We start from the raw sequence: 17,304 nt of genomic DNA, 5'->3' as shown, positions 1-17,304 counted from the left end.
GACCAGAAGCGACGCCCGCGCAATCCCGGCGGCCGGAACGTGTCGGTGAATTCGATGGCGCAAGCCTTGCGCCATATCCGGATGCTCTTCTCCGCCTGATCCGGGTGTTGCCACACGAAGGTTTCTCATTCGTGCGGGGCGCATCCATTCCTTCATTTCGGCGCACGGGAGCCGCGCGGCGGCGGACCTCTGTCCGGTCCGCGCAACCGAATTGCCGCAGGAGAGCACATGCTGTTTGGCCGGTCCGTGTTCCAGACCATCCTGACCCGGCTCGATGCCGAGGAACCGGACGAGGTGCCGGAGCCCAGAACACCGGCCTATCGCATCGCCGGCCTCGGTGCTGGCTTCGTCGTGGAGACAGCAGGCGCCGACCTGTCGGACGAGGCTGGCCACGACCTGCTGGCTGGCTTCGATCTTTCCCGGGACCGCGAAGCCGAACCACCACTGACTGCGCCGTCAGCACCCGCCCTTCCCGTCATGCCGGCCCATCTCGCCCGCCTCTCGGAGGCAGAGGTGGCCGAGGATCTGGCCCTGACACCCAACGACACGGCCGAAGATCTGGCCGAGCGCCGTCGCCGCTTCGCCCGGCTCAACCACCCGGACCTCGTCCATCCCGACTTCCGCGATCAGGCCACGCGCCGCATGATGCTGGCGAACATGCTGATCGACCGGGCACTGCGCTTTCCTGCACGATGAGCCCCCCACACAACTTTCCGCGTTTTCCCGATTGATGCGGACCCCGACCTTTGTTATGAACCCTCCACCGGCAAGAACGTTGGCCTTCCAGCGATTCTCGAAAGCACCCGTAGCTCAGCTGGATAGAGTGTTGGATTCCGATTCCAAAGGTCACAGGTTCGAATCCTGTCGGGTGCGCCATTACACATATTTCCGGCATGCCGCCGTGTTGATGCGCCGAAGGTCGCGCATGTAACCTGCCCAGTTTTCCGCGGATAGCTCTCCCTGTTGCTCCATAGATGTTAAGTCTGTGGCGCCATTCATCTTGTTCGTCATAACGTCAATGATCGCTACAGTTTAATTGCCTTGCTCTGCTCGGAGACGCATCGGACCCACTCGACGAATGCCTGGACCGCCGGGCGCTTCGCCGCAGCCGGGGCAACAGTGGCGAAATAGGCGGTGCCAAGATCGAGGGCGCCGTCGGGCCATGCTTTGAGGCTGCCCTCGGAGACAAGGGCATCCGTGATCGAACGCCAGCCGAGCATCAGGCCGCGACCGTCCAGGGCCGCCTGCACTGCCTGGACGTAGTTGTCAAATATGTGCCCCGGTCCTTTCGGCTTGGGCAGGCCGCGTCTGCCAAGATAATCCGTCCAGCCTTCCCAATGGCGTGCCTCGACGGTGCGAACATGGATGAGCGGGGCGATTTCCAGCCCCTCGCCTCTTGCCAGCAGGCTATCGACCAAAGCAGGCCGACCGACGGGGCAGACGGTCTCGTTGAAGAGGCGCAACGTCGTACCGTCGGTCCAGGTGCCGCGACCGTAACGCAGGACGAGGTCTGTGCCGGGCCACATCTGAGGCAGGTCCGTGGGCGGAACCTGGACATTGACGACATAGCCGGGATGGAGAGCGTAGAAATCGCTGAGGCGCGGCATCAACCAGTGGGTGGCAAGCCCCATGGTGCAGGCGACGGTCAAGCGCTGATCTTCGCGGCCCGTGCTGACGCGGATCTCCTCGATGGTATCGACGATCAGGTCGAGGCCGTCTCTTGTGGCGCGAGCGAGCTGCTGGCCGGTTTCTGTGAGCCTGGCCGGCCGTGTCGTGCGGTCGATCAGGACGGCGCCGACATGATCCTCCAGCGCCTTCAGCGCCTGCGTCACCGCGGGCTGGGTGACGTTCAGCGCTGTCGCAGCCTCGCGCATGGAGCCGAGCCGGGCAAACGTTTCAAACGTGGTGAGGAGACGCAGAGGCGGCAGGCGGATCAACTTAATCTCCAGCTTAACCTAGAATTAGCATAATCGCTCTGGCCTCCCCTGGGAAGGCGAATGATGATCGTCAAAACAGATCCAATTTTCCACCGCCCCAACTTAAGGAAATTGATGATGAACATGCATGTTGCAACAGGCGATGTGACCCTGGCAGAGAAAGGACTTCACCTGCCACTTTCCGAGGGGAAAGTGGCCTATTTCAACTATTACTGGCTGCGCGACAATTGCCCTTCCTCCTTTGACAGCGTCACGCGCGAGCGCAGCTTCGACATCTTCCATCTGTCGGCAGCACCTCGCGCTGAGGGCGCCGAGATCGAGAACGGAACTCTGGTGATCCGCTGGGCGGGCGAGAACCACGTCTCGCGCTTCCCGCTGGCGCTCTTGTCGCAATATGCCGAAGGCAAACACCGGGCCGATCCGGCCGACCTGCCGCGCAAGGCGTGGTTCAGCGACCATTACCCTCATATCGCCCGCTTCTCCCAGCCGGAACTGATGCGCGATCCGGCCAAGGTGGCGCAGTGGCTTGAAGCGATGATCGTCGAGGGGCTGACGATCGTGACCGACATGCCGGACAGCGATCAGGGGCTGACTGACACCGTCAAGCTGATGGGGCATGTGCGGCCGACCTTCTTCGGCGAATATTTCGACGTGAAGACGCACATCAACCCGACGAACACGGCCTATACCGCAAAGGCGCTGGAGCTGCACACCGATACGCCGGCGGAAGAACATGCGCCGGGCATCCAGTTCCTGCATTGCCGGGCCAACAGCGTCGAGGGTGGCCTCAGCATCTATTCGGACGGCGTGGCGGTGGCGAACGCCTTCCGCGAGATCGATCCGGAGGGTTTCAAACTGCTCTCGGAAATCGACATTCCCTTCTATTGCGAACACGACACCTATGACATGCGCTCGCGGCAGCGGGTGATCGAACTCGACAAGCACGGTGAAGTCTCGGGCCTGACGATCAGCCAGCACATGGCCGACCTGTTCGACCTGCCGCAGACCGTGCTCGACGATTATTACCCGGCCTTCTGCCGCTTCGGAAAGATGCTGCAGGACGACAAGTTCATGATGCGCTTCCTGATGAAGGCCGGCGAATGCATGGTGTTCGACAACCACCGCATCGTGCACGGGCGGCTCGCCTATTCGGCCACCAGCGGCGACCGCTATCTGCGCGGCTGCTATGCCGACCGCGAAGAGATGCGCTCGACCTACCGGGCGCTGACGACCGAAGGGCGGTTCAAGGCATGAACATGGCGGCTTCCGGAAACGACATCCTCGACGACGCAGCGCTGAAAACGCTGCGTCAGGACCTCGCCGCCGCCTTCCGCCTCTGTCACCGCTTCGGCTGGAGCGAGTCGGTCGGCAACCATTTCAGCGCGGCCGTTTCGACCAATGGGCGGAAATTCCTGCTCAATCCGCGCTGGCAGCATTTTGCCACGATCAAGGCGAGCGACCTGCTCTTGCTCGATGCCGACGATCCCGAGGTGATGAACGGCCCCGATGCGCCGGACCCGTCGGCATGGACCGTGCACGGCACGCTGCACCGGATGCTGCCGGAGGCGCGCGTCATCCTGCATTGCCACTCGCCCTATGCCGTGGCGCTCTCCTGCCTGAAGGACCCGACGCTTCTGCCGCTCGACAACAACACGGCGCGCTTCTTCGGGCGGATCGGCTATGACCTGTCCTTCGGCGGGATCGCCGATGCGACGGAAGAAGGCGAGCGTCTGGCAGAGATGATCCGCGGCAAGGCGGTGCTTGTGATGGGCAATCATGGCGTCTCCATCGCCGGCGAGACGGTGGCCGATGCCTTCGAGGACCTCTATTTCTTCGAGAAGGCAGCGCAGACGATGGTGCTGGCGCTGTCGACCGGCAAACCGCTGGCGGTGCTGTCAGACGAGATCGCGCAAGGGACGGCGGACGGCTGGGTTCCCTATCGCGGCATGGCGGAGAAGCACTTCGCCTATCTGAAATCCTGCCTCGACAAGGACGATCCGGCATGGCGGGACTGACAACAGTAGATCCTGTCATTGCGGTTCCAGGTGGGTCCTGTCCCTCGGACTAGTGTCGCGGGATGAAATCAGCCTGAATCGGATTCTCACTTCCGGCCGTAATGCCAATCGGTCGTCACTTTCGACTGCATCCGGCATCATGTCGCAAATGGCCGAAGCCGGAGGATACCTAACCCGGAAAAACAAGGCGGAAGCGGATCTCTCCCGCCTGCGGGCAGCTCACCTCGGCGGAGCCGCCATGCAGGCGCATGATCGCGTCAACGATGGCGAGCCCCAGCCCATGCGAGGCTGAATTGCCGCTGCGCGCCTGGTCGGCCTGGTAGAAGCGGTCGAACAGGCGATGCAGTTGAACGGAGGAAAGATCGTCCACGGCATTGATGACGTGCACCGTCGCCTGACCTTCGGAGGCATCGGCCCGTATCCGGATAGTGGTGCCTTCCCGGCCATGCCGGATCGCATTGACGATCAGATTGCCGATGGCGCGCCGGAACAGATCTGCACTGGCGCTGGCGGTGCCGGATGCCTCCAGGCTGAACGCCATGTCGCGCTCCAGCGCCAAACCCTCGAAGTAATCGAGGATCTTGCCGAGTTCGCGATCGAGATCGATCGCGGAGCGCTCCACCTGCTGGCGCCCCTCATCGGCGCGCGCCAGAAACAGCATGTTTTCCGAGAGCCTGTTCAGGCTCTCGAATTCCTCGAGGTTCGATTCCAGAATGGCCCGATATTCCTCTGGCGATCGCGGCTGGACGAGCGTGACCTGCGTCTGCCCGATGAGAATGCCGAGCGGCGTGCGGATTTCATGCGCAAGATCGGCCGAGAACTGCGACAGCCGCTGATAGCCATCCGCGAGCCGGTCCAGCATGGCGTTGAAGGCCGCGGCAAGCGCCCGCAGTTCGCTCGGTGCGGTCTTCACGTCCAGCCGCACATGCAACTGGCCCGGATGCACCTCCGCCGCCCGGGTCGCCATCTGGTGTACGGGCTGCAGGCCGCGTTTCAGAAGGCAGAAGGCAATGGCCGCGGCCATCGCCACGCCCGCAAGGGTTGCCATGAAGAAACGGTCGCGAAAGGTGGCCAGCATGGCGCGCTCTTCGCTCATGGGATGGCCGACCAGCACGTCGATCGTGTCGTTCGTCGTCAGCGCACGCGTGCGCACGGAGGCCCAGTAGACCTCGACGCCATCTGTCGTCACCGTCTGCCGGATCAGAGGCCTTTCGGCATCCAAGACAGGCGGAAGCGGAAGCCGATCCGGGTTGACCTCGATCACCGGATCCCCGGAGGAATGGCGGAAAGCGAGCACGTCCCGCTCGGCCCCCAGCATCCGCGCCACCAGCAGGGGACGCTCCTTCAGCTCCTCCAGCGGGTACATCTCGCTGACGAGCCTCGCAAAATAGGCTGCGCGGCCGGAGAGAACCGTCTCGATGCGATGCTCCTGCGCCAGCCTGACCGAGTGATAGAAATAGGTGCCGAGCGCGCCGGTCAGAAGACAGAGGACACCGATGCAGGCGAGAAGAAGCCTGACGATCAGCGAGTTCAGGTGAAGCCGCAACCGCATCATGCTCAGGCGCTCAGACTGTATCCGACGCTGCGGATCGTCGAAATGAGCTTCTGCTGAAAGGGGCCGTCGATCTTGGCGCGCAATCGCTTCACCGCGACATCGACGACATTCGTGTCGCTGTCGAAGTTCATGTCCCAGACCTCGGAGGCGATCTGCGTGCGTGACAGCACCTCGCCCTGCCGCTTCATGAGCAGATGCAGCAGCATGAACTCCTTGTTGGTCAGCGCAATCTCGACACCGTCACGCGTTACCTTGCGGCGCAGCACGTCGAGACGCAGATCCGCGGCTTCGAAGACATCGCTTTCGCGCACGATCCCGCGCCTGAGAATGGTACGGATCCTGAGTTCCAGCTCGACAAAGGAGAACGGCTTCACCAGATAGTCATCGGCGCCGAGGCGAAGGCCGCGAATGCGGTCACTGACATCGTCGCGCGCGGAGAGAAACACGACCGGCATATCGCCGCGCTCGCGGATCCGGTGAATGACCTCCCATCCGTCCATGCCGGGAAGCATCACGTCGAGAACCACCAGATCATAGGACTGCTGCATCGCCATGTGCACGCCATCGGTGCCCGTGCGGGCAAGATCGACGGAATAGCCGCATTCCCGCAAGCCTTTACGCAAATAGTCTCCCGTTTTCGGATCGTCTTCGATGATGAGGATCGCCACGTCGCACAAGCCCTATCGCGCGCATTCAGTCTGCCGCATTTTCTAGCAGCCTATCGGGGTCTTTTTGCTGAACCGTGAATGACAAAATTGTCATTCCGGCGTCACGTTCCGGAGCCGGGCAAAGCGCTAGCGTCACGACGTTCCCATCAACAGGAAGCGGAGTTGGCCCCTATGCGCCTGTCCATGAAATCCTCCCTGCAATCCGCCGTCTTGACGCTTGCCCTTTCCGCAGCCGCAGCCGGCGTCGCCAACGCTGCCGATCCCGTCCGCATCCGCGGCGCGATCACCGCCGTCACATCCGATGGCATAGAGGTCAAGACCCGCGACGGCAAGGATGTTGCCGTCAAGCTTTCGGCAGACACCAAGGTCGCCTCGGTGGTGCTGACCGATCTGTCCGCCATCAAGCCGGACAGCTATATCGGCACCGCGGCCGCGCCGCAGCCGGACGGCACGCTGAAGGCGCTGGAAGTGCACATCTTCCCGGCCTCCATGCGCGGCGCGGGCGAAGGCACGCGTCCCTGGGACAGCGGCAAGGACACGTCCATGACGAATGGCGCCGTCGGCAGCATTGTCGGTTCCGATGGCCGCACGCTGACCGTCAAGTACAAGAACGGCGAGAAGAAGGTGTTCGTGCCGGCCGATGTTCCCGTTGTCAGCATCGAGCCGGGCGACCGTTCGCTGATCGCCTCCGGCGCCAAGCTGGTCATCCTGGCGACGAAGGCGGACGATGGATCGCTGACGGCGCTGTCGGTCAGTGTCGGTGCCAACGGCATCGCGCCGCCGATGTGAGGTGTGCGATGCAGAGGGAGAACCGCTGGTCCGGTCGCACGGCACATCCCGGCGTGATCCGCGTCACGCACTGGATCAACGTCTTCGCTATGGTCTGCATGGTCATGAGCGGGATGGGCATCTACAATGCCCATCCCATCCTGCCCTTCAGGTTTCCGGAGGCCGTGACGCTGGGCGGCTGGCTTGGCGGATCGACCGTATGGCACTTCGCCGTGATGTGGCTGCTGATCGGCAACGGGCTTGTCTATCTGCTGTTCGGAAGTGCAAGCGGTTATTTCCGCGCGCGCCTGCTGAAGGTCGGCCCCCGTGACGTGCTGCGCGATCTGCGGCAGGCGCTGGCCTTCAGGCTTCAGCACCAGAGCGGGGACTACAATGCCATCCAGAAGCTGATGTATCTCGGAGCGCTCCTGCTCGGCGTGCTGATGGTGGCGTCCGGTCTCGCGCTTTGGAAGCCTGTCCAATTTCACTGGCTGACGACGCTGTTTGGCGGTTTCGCCACCACGCGCGTGGTGCATTTCGCCGGCATGGCGGGGCTTCTCGGCTTCGTCTTCATTCATGTGGCGATGGTCGCGATCGTCCCCCGCACCCTGCTGTCGATGAGTGTGGGCACATCGATTTTCGACAAGAAGAAGGAGCCGGGCCGCGATGGACAAGCCTGATCCCAAACGTGATCACAAGCCTGCTTCCGAACCTTTTTCCGGCAGCGCGGGCAAGCAGCCGTCCCAGCCTCGCCGCACGCCGCCGGGCATCGTCATGAAGGATCACCGCAGGCAGCTGGAGAATGTCGGCCGCCGCCTCTTCTTCCGCCAGGGCCTGTCGCTCGGGGCGCTGACCATGCTGACCGGCTGCAATCTGCAGGACGATACGGCGGTCGACAGGGCGCTCTGGGCCATGTCACGCTGGAATGACCGCGTCCAGGCCTTCCTGTTCGACCCCCATCGACTGGCCCCCACCTTCCGGCTGGATGATATCACCGACCCCTTCCCGTTCAACGCCTTCTATGCGGAAGACAGCGTTCCAGACATCGACCTTTCGGACTACCGGCTGACCGTGTCCGGACGGGTTGACAACAAGGCTGCCTGGCGCCTGGAGGATCTGCGGCGCCTGCCGCAGGCCGCGCAGATCACCCAGCATATCTGCATCGAGGGCTGGAGCGCCATCGGCCAGTGGAGCGGCGTCCCGCTCGGCCTGTTTCTGCAACGCATCGGCGCGGATCTCACCGCAAACTATGTGGGCTTCAAATGCGCCGACCGCTACTATTCCAGCATCGACATGCCAAGCGCGCTGCATCCGCAGACCATTCTGGCGCTCGACTTCCGCAATGATCCGTTGCCGCTGAAATATGGCTCGCCCGTGAAATTGCGGATCCCGACGAAGCTCGGCTTCAAGAACCCGAAGCATATCGTCGAGATCTTCGTCACCAACGATTATCCCGGCGGCTACTGGGAGGACCAGGGCTACAACTGGTTCAGCGGGCTGTGACCGGCGGATAACAGGCTGGAACGGACCGTCAGCGATGCAGCCTGATGCGCTTAACCCCCTGACACCCCGGAAACCCGCGGAGATGTTGGCAGACATGCAATGACGTAGCGCGCGATTTCCTGTCCCTCTTCTGCTGATCCACTCCCCTCGTCGCCGCGTAATCACAGGCGTGTGATAATGGAGGCAGCATGCCTGCGGGTGTGAAGAAGGCGGATTTGCCGAGCAAGACCTGTGTCGCCTGTCAGCGCCCCTTTGTCTGGCGCAAGAAATGGGAGCGGGACTGGGCAACGGTGAAATATTGCTCGGAGCGCTGCCGCCGAAGCCGGGGGAACGCGCGATGACGAAGCCGTCCGTTGCAATCATCGGCGCCGGCATGGCAGGCCTGACGCTGGCACGGCGGCTGAGCGCGACGGCGCGGGTAACGGTGTTTGACAAAAGCCGCGGAACAGGCGGGCGTCTGGCCACGCGGCGCACGGAAACGACGGCTTTCGATCACGGCGCACAGTATTTCACCATTCGCGACAGCCGGTTCCACACCGCTCTCGAGCCGTATCTCGAGGCCGGTCAGGTGCAGGCCTGGGCGGCAGCCCTGATGCGGATTGGCGCAGATGGGGCGTCGGAGCGGCTGGCCGATCGCGCGCCGCGTTTCGTCGGGGTTCCGGCGATGACGGCGCTGCCGAAGGCGCTGGCCGAGGGGCTCGATCTGCGACTTGGCTGTCAGATCCTCGCGCTTCAGAAGACAGGCGATGGCTGGCACCTGGCGACGAAGGACAGGACCTTCGGCCCCTTCGACCGCGTGGTTGCCACGGCACCTGCCCCGCAGACACGCCAGTTGATGCCCTTTGCCGCGGCGGATCTTGCAGCACTCGACGGCGTGCGGATGAATGGCTGCTTCACCCTGATGCTGACACTGAAAGAGGGCACGCTGCCGCCCGCGGAAGCCGCGCAGGTGGAGCATCCGGTGATCAGCTGGATCGCCGCCAATCATGGCAAGCCGGACCGCGACACCGCACCGGCACTCGTCGTCCATGCCAACAATCGCTGGGCCGACCAGCATCTGGAGACGCCGCTGGAGACGGTGCGCGACAGCATGATGGCCGCGTGCCGGACGCTGTGTGCGGATTTTGACTGGGACGCGGTTCTGGCGATCGACATTCACCGCTGGCGCTATGCGAATGTGGAAACGCCGCTCGGCCAGCCCTTCCTGCTCGACGACAGTCGCGGGCTTGCGGCCTGCGGTGACTGGTGCGTCGGCAACCGGGTGGAAGCCGCCTTCCTCAGCGCCACGGCGCTTGCCGACGTGATGGAACCCCAGCTTGCGAAGGGATGCTGATCATGTCCACTGCCCTCTCCCGACCGCTTACACGAAGCCTCACCTATGCCGGCGCCCTGCCCTTCCTCATTCTTATGGTGCCCGGCCTGCCGTTCTTCGATGCGGCGGCGCGGCTCTCTGCCTTCCTCGCCTATGGCGCGGTGATTGCGGGCTTCATGGCCGGCACGCTGTGGGGTCTGGTTCAGCGGGAGGACGAGGTGCCGGTCGCGCCGCTGATTGCCAGCAATGTGCTCGCACTCGCAGCCTGGGCCTCACTGCTGCTGTCACCCGGCGAGATTGCGCTTGCCGTGCAGTTCTGCGCCTTCCTCGGCCTCCTCGCCGTCGACCGGCACCTCGCCGGTCAGGGTCTGGAACAGTCTTGGTACTGGCAGCTGCGGCTGCGCATCACCGGGATTGTCTGCCTCGCCTATGCCGTCCGCATCGTGCTGGGCTGAGCCTCACCATTCGATCGGCTGACCATCATAGGCGTAGAAGCGCCCCGTCTCCGCAGCCTCGCGGCCATTGAGAACGGACAGCATGGCGCGCGCGCTTTCCACCGGTTCGGTGCGGGCGTGATTGCCGGAGTATTTTTCCGACAGCGAGGTTGCGACCGTACCGGGATGCAGCGCGAGCAGCACCGACAACGGGTGGCTGCGGGCAAGCTCGATGGAGGCGGTGCGGACGATCTGGTTCAGCGCCGCTTTGGAGGCGCGGTAGGACATCCAGCCGCCCAGATGGTTGTCGCCGATCGAGCCGACGCGGGCCGACAGGAAGGCCATCAGCGCCCGCTCCTTGCGCGCAAGCTTCGGCGCAAGATGCTTGGTCACCAGCGCGGTGCCAAGGGCATTCAGCGCAAACTGCTTCATCATGGCGTCGGAGGAAATCTGCCGCAGCGATTTCTCCGGACCGACCCCATCGATGGTGAGTCCGCCGGTCGCGCAGAAGATCAGGTGGAATTCACCCGTCAGACGTTCGGCGGCGGCCGCGACGCTATCCTCCTGCGTCACGTCGAACCCGTCGATTCTGCGCGACAGGCTGAGCAGCTCGCCACAGGCCGTATCGGCCTGCAGCACCGCAGCCACCGCGCTGCCGATACCTCCGCTCGCGCCGATCACCAGTGCGCGGTAGCCTTGCGGAAGGGATGTCATCAGGGTCATCGGTCTCGTCCTCCTGCCTTAATGGAGGGAACTACGCAGTCAGGTGACGAACGGTTTTCCGTCACACCCGCTCGCCGGCATCGAGCCGCGCCAGAAAGCGCGCGGCACTTTGCCGATAGGCCTGTCGCTGCGCCTCGCTCATCCGCCGCCAGGTGGCGTAGGGCTGGGCCAGCCGATGATTGCCGGCCAGCTTCTCGCCATTGCGATCGAGAAAATCCCAGTAGAGGGCGTTGAAGGGACACGCCCCCTCGCCGGTCTTTACCTTCACGTCATAGCGGCAGGTCCGGCAGTAGTCGGACATCTTCGAGATGTAATTGCCGCTTGCCGCATAGGGCTTGGAGCCCAGCACGCCGCCATCGGCAAACAGGCTCATGCCGATGACGTTGGGCAGTTCCACCCATTCATAGGCATCGGCATAGACCTCCAGATACCATTCATGCACGGCCTGCGGCAGAAGCCCGGCCAGAAGCGCAAAATTGCCTGTCACCATCAGACGCTGGATATGGTGCGCATAGGCATGGTCGATGGTCTCGCCGATCACCGTGGAAAGGCAGGCCATGTCGGTTTGCGCCGTCCAGAAGAAGGCCGGCAGCGCACGGCTTGCCTCCAGAAAATTGCTGTCGCGATAGGCGGGCATTTTCAGCCAGTAGACGCCGCGCACATATTCGCGCCAGCCGATGATCTGGCGAATGAAGCCTTCCACCGCATTGAGCGGCGCGCGCCCTTGCAGCCAGACCCGCTCCGCCGCCCGGCAGACCGCCAGCGGATCGAGAAGGCCGATATTGATGTAGAAGGAGAGAAGCGCATGATTGAGGAAGGGATCGCTTGCCAGCATCGCATCCTGGGTCGCGCCGAACTGCGACAGGTGGTTTTCCAGGAAGGCCTCCTGCAGCGCCTCGGCCTCTGCCCGGGTCACGGCAAACCCGAAATGGTCCAGCCGGCCGATGTGATCGGGAAACCGCGCCTCGACCATGGCAAGCACGGCGCGGGTAACGGCATCCGGTTCGATCCGCCGGCGCTTCGGGCGCAAAAGATCGGCGCTGGCCGGCTTGCGGTTTTCCGCGTCGAAATTCCAGCGGCCGCCGGCCGGCTGCTCGCCCTCCATCAGAAGCCCGGTCTTGCGGCGCATCTCGCGATAGAAAAATTCCATCGTCAGTTCGCGGCGGCCCGCGGCCCAGTGTCGGAACTCGGCATGCGAACAGAGGAAGCGGTCATCCGGGCGGATCTCCACCGGCAGTCCGAAGTCCTGCCGCCAGCCCCTCATCTCCTCCATCAGCCGCCATTCGCCGGCTTCGGTGACGATCACCGCCTGCGGCCGAAGCGCCTCGACTGCGCGCACAACCTCCGCGCCGAGCGAGCCGGCATTGTCCGGATCGTCGAGCGTCACGTAACGGACGTCGAACCCCTTGCCACGCAGTTCATCCGCGAAATGGCGCATGGCGGAAAAGATGAAGGCAATCTTCTGCTTGTGGTGACGCACATAGGTCGCCTCCTGCAGCACCTCCGCCATCAGGACGACATCGCGCGCCGGATCGGCATCGGCGAGGCTGGTCAGAGTGAGGCTCAGCTGGTCGCCGAGAACGAGAATGAGATGGCGGGTCGGCATCAGACGGGTCCGGTGCAGGGGATCTTGCCTGCCCTTACGTGGCCGTCGCCTCAACGGATCGGCAGGCCGGCCCGGTTGACCGGCTTCGGGCTGCCCAGCAGCAGACCCTCCGCTGCAAGTTTCGCCGGCCCGAGCGCCTCCACCATCATGCGCGCCTGCCGGCAGAAGGCATCGGCATTGTCGGCAAAAGCCTGGACATTGGCCGCGATATGCGCCTCCGCCTGCTGGCGGATGCGCCGATCCACCCAGCTCATCTGGCCACCGACCACAAACATCGCCTTGTGCAGCCGCCCGGCGCTGAAATGCAGATCCGGACAGTTTGCATTGGCGACCATGAAGACGGCATAGGCGGCGAAGATGCCGCGCGGATCCTGGGGCTCCGCGGCGGGTGCGACCTGCGGTGTCGAAAGGGCTGCGACGAGAAACACGGTTGCCTGCCACATCGGACGGTCCTCCCGAAGAGGAGGCTACGCCGATGCAGCAGGTAATCAACTGGTAGTTTTCATCTACCTAAAATAGACGTTATTTCTTGCATTTAGGATAGGAAATCAGCATATTTCAGGCCGGCCTGCGCAGGGCGATCACCTTGCCTTCGAAGGCGATTTCCGCCTCTCCGTGCGCCTGCCCGGCAGGCCTTGTGCGGCCGATGGGAAAGCGCAGGATGCCATTGCCTTCCGGCAGTTCGTCCGGGCGGCGGGTCAGCAGATCATAAAGTTCCGGCACAAGCCCGTCGCCATTCTGCTGCGCAAGCTTGTGCAGGCCGATGAAAAGGGACCGGTCGGGCTGATCGTCGTTCATCATTCGGCATTCCGTTCGCTCATGGTCTGCAGCGCGCGCTCCAGACTGGATTTGGACCCGTTGCGCAGCGGGATGAAGGCCTTGGAAAACTTCTTGCAGCCGGTCTTCACCCTCAGACACGCATCATGGCTGATACAGTCGATGGGGCAGAACACGCAGTCGACGGAGGGCAGCAGCGTATCGATGCGCGACACCGCTTCGCGCAGACCGCCATCATGGTGGATCAGTTCCGCGCCGAAATTGCTGGCGATCTCGCGCAGATGCGCCACCTGGCAATCGCGCCCACCGACATAGAGAAAGCTTCTCACGCCGCGCTGGCTCTGCGTCCTCGCCGCCTCCTCGCTGGCGCGCGTCTTCTGTTCCGGCTTGCGCTTGTCCTTCTTCGCCACGGCTCGTCTTCCCTGTCGTCCGAGTCATGCCCTTCAAGGGCGGGTTGGCGGGCACCATAATTAACATGACAAATCGAGTAAAGTATAAACTTGAGCATTCTAATCATGAAATTTCAGGCCGGACCTGACGAAGCGCAAGACGAAAATTTGACCGTTTGATAAATATTTATCCCGTGTTACGCTCGGCCAGTTGCATAGAAATCCATAAAAGAGGGAAGCAACATGCACAGACTGGGAAGCGGTATCGCGGGAGGCCGTCTGGCGCCCGCGGAGTACGACACGAATTTTTCAGACCTTCATCCGCGCTTCGACAAGCATGAGGCGCTGGTGGCATCCGACCGATGCTATTTCTGTCATGACGCGCCGTGCATGACGGCCTGTCCGACCGAAATCGACATTCCGCTGTTCATCCGGCAGATCTCGACGGCAAATCCGCTGGGCGCTGCCCGCACCATCTTCTCCCAGAACATTCTGGGCGGCATGTGTGCCCGTGTCTGTCCCACCGAAACGCTGTGCGAGCAGGCCTGCGTGCGCAACACGGCCGAAGACAGGCCCGTCGATATCGGCCGGCTGCAACGCTATGCCACAGACATCGCGATGGAACAGGGCCGCCAGTTTTTCCACCGCGCCGCCGAAACCGGCAAATTGATCGCCGTGGTGGGGGCAGGCCCCGCGGGCCTTGCCTGCGCCCATCGGCTGGCCATGAACGGCCATTCCGTGGTGATCTTCGATGCGCGGGAAAAGGCCGGCGGGCTCAACGAATACGGGATCGCCAGCTACAAGGCGCCGAACGATTTTGCCCAGAAGGAAGTGGATTATCTGCTCGCCATCGGCGGTATCGAAATCCGCAACGGCATGGCGCTCGGACGCGATTTTTCGCTGCAGGATCTCACCACCCAGTATGATGCGGTCTTCCTCGGTATCGGGCTTGCCGGCGTCAATGGCCTCGGCATCGAGGGCGAGGATCTCTCCGGCGTCGAGGATGCGGTGGATTTCATCGCTGCCCTGCGCCAGGCCAGGGACAAGGCGGAGGTGCCGATCGGCCGGCGCGTGGTGGTGCTCGGCGGCGGCATGACCGCCATCGATGCCGCCATCCAGGCAAAACTGCTCGGCGCCGAGGAAGTGACCATCTGCTATCGCCGCGGCAAGGAGCAGATGAACGCCTCCGAATTCGAACAGGATCTCGCCGCCTCGAAAGGCGTCACCATCCGCCACTGGCTGGCACCGAAGCGCATTCTGGAGCGTGACGGCGCGGTTGCCGGCATCGAGCTGGAATACACCGCGCTGCGCGACGGCCATCTGACCGGCACCGGCGAACTCGGCGTGATTGCCGCGGACCAGATCTTCAAGGCAATCGGCCAGTCGTTCCGGGCAAGCGGCCTCGGCGCGCTGTCCATGGAAAAGGGCCGCATCGTGGTGGACGAGCACTGTCGCACCTCCATGGACCGGGTCTATGCCGGTGGCGATTGCGTCAACCGGGGCGAGGACCTCACCGTTTCCGCCGTGGCGCACGGGCGCGATGCCGCCGACGCCATTCATCTTGCCTTTGCTTCCGCCGGTCAGCCGGCTGTGGCCGTCGCTTGAACCGGGAGATGAACCATGGCTGATATCAGAAACAATTTCGTCGGCATCAAATCGCCGAACCCCTTCTGGCTGGCCTCTGCGCCACCGACCGACAAGGCCTATAACGTGGAACGCGCCTTCAAGGCGGGCTGGGGCGGCGTCGTCTGGAAGACGCTCGGTTCCGAAGGCCCGCCGGTCGTCAACGTCAACGGCCCGCGTTACGGCGCGATCTGGGGCGCCGACCGCCGCCTTCTCGGCTTGAACAATATCGAGCTGATCACCGACCGCCCGCTTCAGGTGAACCTGCAGGAAATGAAGCAGGTGAAAATGAACTGGCCGGACCGGGCGCTGGTCGCTTCGATCATGGTGCCCTGCGTGGAGGAAGAGTGGAGGGCCATTCTGCCGCTCGTCGAGGAAACCGGGGCGGATGGCATCGAGCTGAACTTCGGCTGTCCGCACGGCATGAGCGAGCGCGGCATGGGGTCTGCCGTCGGCCAGGTGCCGGAATATATCGAAATGGTCGTGCGCTGGTGCAAGCAATACACCCGCATGCCGGTGATTACCAAGCTGACGCCGAACATCACCGACATCCGCCACCCGGCCCGCGCCGCAAAACGCGGCGGCACCGATGCGGTGTCGCTGATCAACACGATCAACTCCATCACCTCGGTTGATCTCGACAATTTCACGCCGATGCCGACCGTGGGGGGCAAGGGCAGCCATGGCGGCTATTGCGGCCCGGCCGTCAAACCCATCGCGCTCAACATGGTCTCCGAAATCGCCCGCGATGCCGAAACCCATGGCCTGCCGATCTCCGGCATCGGCGGCGTTACCACATGGCGGGATGCGGCGGAATTTCTGGCGCTGGGGGCCGGCAATGTGCAGGTCTGCACCGCCGCCATGACCTATGGCTTCAAGATCGTGCAGGAAATGATCTCCGGCCTCTCCGACTGGATGGACGAGAAGGGCCACCGCTCGCTGGATGACATCTGCGGCCGCGCCGTGCCGAACGTGACCGACTGGAAATACTTGAACCTCAACTATGTGGCGAAAGCCCGTATCGACCAGGATGCCTGCATCAAATGCGGCCGCTGCCACATCGCCTGCGAGGACACCTCGCATCAGGCGATCACCAGCATGGTGAATGGCGTGCGCCACTTCGAGGTGATGGAAGACGAATGCGTGGGCTGCAACCTGTGCGTCAACGTCTGCCCGGTCGAAAACTGCATCACCATGGTGGGGCTGGAGCCCGGCACGCTCGACCAGCGCACCGGCAAGGTGGTGGAGCCGACCTACGCTAATTGGACCACGCACCCGAACAACCCGATGGCCCAGGTGGCTGCGGAGTAAGCTGAGGTCAGAGATTGGGCGGGGCGCTACGAGGCGCCCTGCTTCTTTCGGTAGGATTGACACGGGCGGGTCGGCAGCTTTGCGCCAACAGCTGCCATTGTGCCTGCCGCAAAACTCCCTATTCTGCGACGTCGTAAAAATCAGGAAAACAAGTGTCGCTTTAATTGGGAATTTTGCGACTTTCTATTCCGATTTTTTAATTAGCGGGCCCTGGAATATGCGCCGCATCCGGAAATTCTTCGTTTTTATTATCGCGGTTATCGTTTTTGGATCTTTCGGGATAACCGGATGGCTGATCTTCAGTCCACCCGATCTGCTGCTGGTCGCTACCGGCTATGCAGCCCAAATGGTTTGCGCGAACGTGTTCATTGCCAAACGCGACGCGGATGCGGTTATCGCAACCGACGTGAAGTTTGCGCTATCGGATGCCGTCAAACGTATGAGGATCAACGTCGATACCGGCAGACAACGTGTCGAAGTGGCATATATGGGCCTGTTCGCCAGACGTCGTGCTCGATACGAAGAGGGACGAGGTTGTACGCTGGACTCAACGGAAGGGGTCGGCTCTCGTGCAGCCGCAATTTCCTTGCCGCCAAAGCATCAAATGCGCTCTGGCCGGCGGGCGACGGGGTGGAATTGTCAGACGACAAACGTTTACTGGCTGTGCTGAATGATCCGGCTCT

The 17,304-nt window shown here is 62.9% G+C and carries 20 protein-coding genes and 1 tRNA gene; 13 read left to right on the top strand and 8 right to left on the bottom strand.

Annotated elements, in window-relative coordinates; translation table 11 throughout:
* Window positions 1–228: 228 nt before the first annotated feature.
* On the top strand, window positions 229–696 hold the full coding sequence (locus tag F3H95_RS07255; RefSeq protein WP_149745407.1) for a hypothetical protein: 468 nt from the start codon (window positions 229–231) through the stop codon (window positions 694–696).
* A gap of 103 nt (window positions 697–799) precedes the next feature.
* Window positions 800–876, top strand: a tRNA-Arg gene (locus F3H95_RS07250).
* Window positions 877–1,025: 149 nt separating this feature from the next.
* Here the strand turns inward: F3H95_RS07250 and F3H95_RS07245 are convergent.
* On the bottom strand, window positions 1,026–1,937 hold the full coding sequence (locus tag F3H95_RS07245; RefSeq protein WP_149745406.1) for a LysR substrate-binding domain-containing protein: 912 nt from the start codon (window positions 1,935–1,937) through the stop codon (window positions 1,026–1,028).
* Window positions 1,938–2,054: 117 nt separating this feature from the next.
* Between F3H95_RS07245 and F3H95_RS07240 the strand changes: the two genes are divergently transcribed.
* Window positions 2,055–3,191, top strand: a complete 1,137-nt coding sequence (locus F3H95_RS07240; protein ID WP_149745405.1) for a TauD/TfdA family dioxygenase — start codon at window positions 2,055–2,057, stop codon at window positions 3,189–3,191.
* Window positions 3,188–3,952, top strand: coding sequence for a class II aldolase/adducin family protein (locus F3H95_RS07235; protein ID WP_149745404.1), 765 nt, complete (start codon window positions 3,188–3,190; stop codon window positions 3,950–3,952). Before F3H95_RS07240 ends, F3H95_RS07235 begins: the two co-directional genes overlap by 4 nt.
* A gap of 169 nt (window positions 3,953–4,121) precedes the next feature.
* On the opposite strand, the gene F3H95_RS07230 is transcribed toward F3H95_RS07235, so the two are convergent.
* On the bottom strand, window positions 4,122–5,507 hold the full coding sequence (locus tag F3H95_RS07230) for a heavy metal sensor histidine kinase (RefSeq protein ID WP_210248538.1): 1,386 nt from the start codon (window positions 5,505–5,507) through the stop codon (window positions 4,122–4,124).
* A gap of 2 nt (window positions 5,508–5,509) precedes the next feature.
* Window positions 5,510–6,175, bottom strand: a complete 666-nt coding sequence (locus tag F3H95_RS07225) for a heavy metal response regulator transcription factor (protein WP_143126808.1) — start codon at window positions 6,173–6,175, stop codon at window positions 5,510–5,512.
* A 171-nt stretch (window positions 6,176–6,346) separates the two neighbouring features.
* Between F3H95_RS07225 and F3H95_RS07220 the strand changes: the two genes are divergently transcribed.
* From F3H95_RS07220 to F3H95_RS07195, 6 genes are all read left to right on the top strand, one after another.
* On the top strand, window positions 6,347–6,964 hold the full coding sequence (locus tag F3H95_RS07220) for a hypothetical protein (protein ID WP_143126807.1): 618 nt from the start codon (window positions 6,347–6,349) through the stop codon (window positions 6,962–6,964).
* 8 nt (window positions 6,965–6,972) lie between these two features.
* Complete coding sequence (locus F3H95_RS07215; RefSeq protein ID WP_149745403.1) at window positions 6,973–7,623, top strand: cytochrome b/b6 domain-containing protein; 651 nt, start codon at window positions 6,973–6,975, stop codon at window positions 7,621–7,623.
* Between the two features lie 94 nt (window positions 7,624–7,717).
* Entirely contained in the window at window positions 7,718–8,446 is a 729-nt protein-coding gene (locus F3H95_RS07210; RefSeq protein WP_149745624.1) for a molybdopterin-dependent oxidoreductase, read from the top strand.
* A gap of 188 nt (window positions 8,447–8,634) precedes the next feature.
* Window positions 8,635–8,787, top strand: a complete 153-nt coding sequence (locus F3H95_RS07205) for a DUF2256 domain-containing protein (RefSeq protein ID WP_188134317.1) — start codon at window positions 8,635–8,637, stop codon at window positions 8,785–8,787.
* On the top strand, window positions 8,784–9,779 hold the full coding sequence (locus tag F3H95_RS07200; protein ID WP_188134316.1) for an FAD-dependent oxidoreductase: 996 nt from the start codon (window positions 8,784–8,786) through the stop codon (window positions 9,777–9,779). The genes F3H95_RS07205 and F3H95_RS07200 overlap by 4 nt, the downstream gene beginning before the upstream one ends.
* A gap of 2 nt (window positions 9,780–9,781) precedes the next feature.
* The gene (locus tag F3H95_RS07195; RefSeq protein ID WP_188134315.1) at window positions 9,782–10,213 is read left to right on the top strand and encodes a DUF3429 domain-containing protein; all 432 of its coding nucleotides are present in this window, start codon (window positions 9,782–9,784) and stop codon (window positions 10,211–10,213) included.
* Between the two features lie 3 nt (window positions 10,214–10,216).
* Here F3H95_RS07195 and F3H95_RS07190 read toward each other — a convergent pair whose 3' ends face one another.
* From F3H95_RS07190 to F3H95_RS07170, 5 genes are all read right to left on the bottom strand, one after another.
* Entirely contained in the window at window positions 10,217–10,906 is a 690-nt protein-coding gene (locus F3H95_RS07190; protein ID WP_149745622.1) for an SDR family NAD(P)-dependent oxidoreductase, read from the bottom strand.
* Window positions 10,907–10,976: 70 nt separating this feature from the next.
* Window positions 10,977–12,521 carry a cryptochrome/photolyase family protein gene (locus F3H95_RS07185; RefSeq protein WP_149745400.1) on the bottom strand — a complete coding sequence of 515 codons (1,545 nt, stop codon included), beginning with the start codon at window positions 12,519–12,521 and terminating at the stop codon, window positions 10,977–10,979.
* A 50-nt stretch (window positions 12,522–12,571) separates the two neighbouring features.
* Complete coding sequence (locus F3H95_RS07180) at window positions 12,572–12,964, bottom strand: hypothetical protein (protein WP_143126801.1); 393 nt, start codon at window positions 12,962–12,964, stop codon at window positions 12,572–12,574.
* A gap of 115 nt (window positions 12,965–13,079) precedes the next feature.
* Entirely contained in the window at window positions 13,080–13,319 is a 240-nt protein-coding gene (locus F3H95_RS07175) for a hypothetical protein (RefSeq protein ID WP_244617939.1), read from the bottom strand.
* Window positions 13,319–13,708: a DUF2325 domain-containing protein gene (locus tag F3H95_RS07170; protein WP_143126799.1), complete on the bottom strand. Its 390-nt coding sequence runs from the start codon at window positions 13,706–13,708 to the stop codon at window positions 13,319–13,321. Before F3H95_RS07170 ends, F3H95_RS07175 begins: the two co-directional genes overlap by 1 nt.
* A gap of 222 nt (window positions 13,709–13,930) precedes the next feature.
* Between F3H95_RS07170 and F3H95_RS07165 the strand changes: the two genes are divergently transcribed.
* From F3H95_RS07165 to F3H95_RS27105, 3 genes are all read left to right on the top strand, one after another.
* Window positions 13,931–15,292 (top strand): NAD(P)-dependent oxidoreductase, encoded by a 1,362-nt coding sequence (locus F3H95_RS07165; RefSeq protein WP_149745399.1) that lies wholly within the window; start codon window positions 13,931–13,933, stop codon window positions 15,290–15,292.
* A 15-nt stretch (window positions 15,293–15,307) separates the two neighbouring features.
* Entirely contained in the window at window positions 15,308–16,621 is a 1,314-nt protein-coding gene (preA, locus tag F3H95_RS07160; protein ID WP_149745398.1) for an NAD-dependent dihydropyrimidine dehydrogenase subunit PreA, read from the top strand.
* A 79-nt stretch (window positions 16,622–16,700) separates the two neighbouring features.
* Window positions 16,701–17,291 (top strand): hypothetical protein, encoded by a 591-nt coding sequence (locus tag F3H95_RS27105; RefSeq protein WP_188134314.1) that lies wholly within the window; start codon window positions 16,701–16,703, stop codon window positions 17,289–17,291.
* The last annotated feature ends 13 nt before the right edge of the window (window positions 17,292–17,304 follow it).

Source organism: Rhizobium sp. RU35A, assembly GCF_900156005.1.
In the GTDB taxonomy this organism is placed as follows: Bacteria; Pseudomonadota; Alphaproteobacteria; order Rhizobiales; family Rhizobiaceae; genus Neorhizobium; species Neorhizobium straminoryzae.
Note: the sequence above shows the minus strand (reverse complement) of the source record. Positions and strands in the feature narration are given on the sequence as shown.

What these genes read in the sequence shown, in the direction of transcription:
- F3H95_RS07180 (WP_143126801.1), bottom strand. Translation starts at nt 12,964, where the DNA reads ATGTGGCAGGCAACCGTGTTTCTCGTCGCAGCCCTTTCGACACCGCAG.
- F3H95_RS07230 (WP_210248538.1), bottom strand. Translation starts at nt 5,507, where the DNA reads ATGATGCGGTTGCGGCTTCACCTGAACTCGCTGATCGTCAGGCTTCTT.
- F3H95_RS07220 (WP_143126807.1), top strand. Translation starts at nt 6,347, where the DNA reads ATGCGCCTGTCCATGAAATCCTCCCTGCAATCCGCCGTCTTGACGCTT.
- F3H95_RS07175 (WP_244617939.1), bottom strand. Translation starts at nt 13,319, where the DNA reads ATGAACGACGATCAGCCCGACCGGTCCCTTTTCATCGGCCTGCACAAG.
- F3H95_RS07195 (WP_188134315.1), top strand. Translation starts at nt 9,782, where the DNA reads ATGTCCACTGCCCTCTCCCGACCGCTTACACGAAGCCTCACCTATGCC.
- F3H95_RS07205 (WP_188134317.1), top strand. Translation starts at nt 8,635, where the DNA reads ATGCCTGCGGGTGTGAAGAAGGCGGATTTGCCGAGCAAGACCTGTGTC.
- F3H95_RS07255 (WP_149745407.1), top strand. Translation starts at nt 229, where the DNA reads ATGCTGTTTGGCCGGTCCGTGTTCCAGACCATCCTGACCCGGCTCGAT.
- F3H95_RS07240 (WP_149745405.1), top strand. Translation starts at nt 2,055, where the DNA reads ATGAACATGCATGTTGCAACAGGCGATGTGACCCTGGCAGAGAAAGGA.
- F3H95_RS07165 (WP_149745399.1), top strand. Translation starts at nt 13,931, where the DNA reads ATGCACAGACTGGGAAGCGGTATCGCGGGAGGCCGTCTGGCGCCCGCG.
- F3H95_RS07200 (WP_188134316.1), top strand. Translation starts at nt 8,784, where the DNA reads ATGACGAAGCCGTCCGTTGCAATCATCGGCGCCGGCATGGCAGGCCTG.
- F3H95_RS07215 (WP_149745403.1), top strand. Translation starts at nt 6,973, where the DNA reads ATGCAGAGGGAGAACCGCTGGTCCGGTCGCACGGCACATCCCGGCGTG.
- F3H95_RS07210 (WP_149745624.1), top strand. Translation starts at nt 7,718, where the DNA reads ATGAAGGATCACCGCAGGCAGCTGGAGAATGTCGGCCGCCGCCTCTTC.
- F3H95_RS07190 (WP_149745622.1), bottom strand. Translation starts at nt 10,906, where the DNA reads ATGACATCCCTTCCGCAAGGCTACCGCGCACTGGTGATCGGCGCGAGC.
- F3H95_RS07235 (WP_149745404.1), top strand. Translation starts at nt 3,188, where the DNA reads ATGAACATGGCGGCTTCCGGAAACGACATCCTCGACGACGCAGCGCTG.
- preA (WP_149745398.1), top strand. Translation starts at nt 15,308, where the DNA reads ATGGCTGATATCAGAAACAATTTCGTCGGCATCAAATCGCCGAACCCC.
- F3H95_RS07185 (WP_149745400.1), bottom strand. Translation starts at nt 12,521, where the DNA reads ATGCCGACCCGCCATCTCATTCTCGTTCTCGGCGACCAGCTGAGCCTC.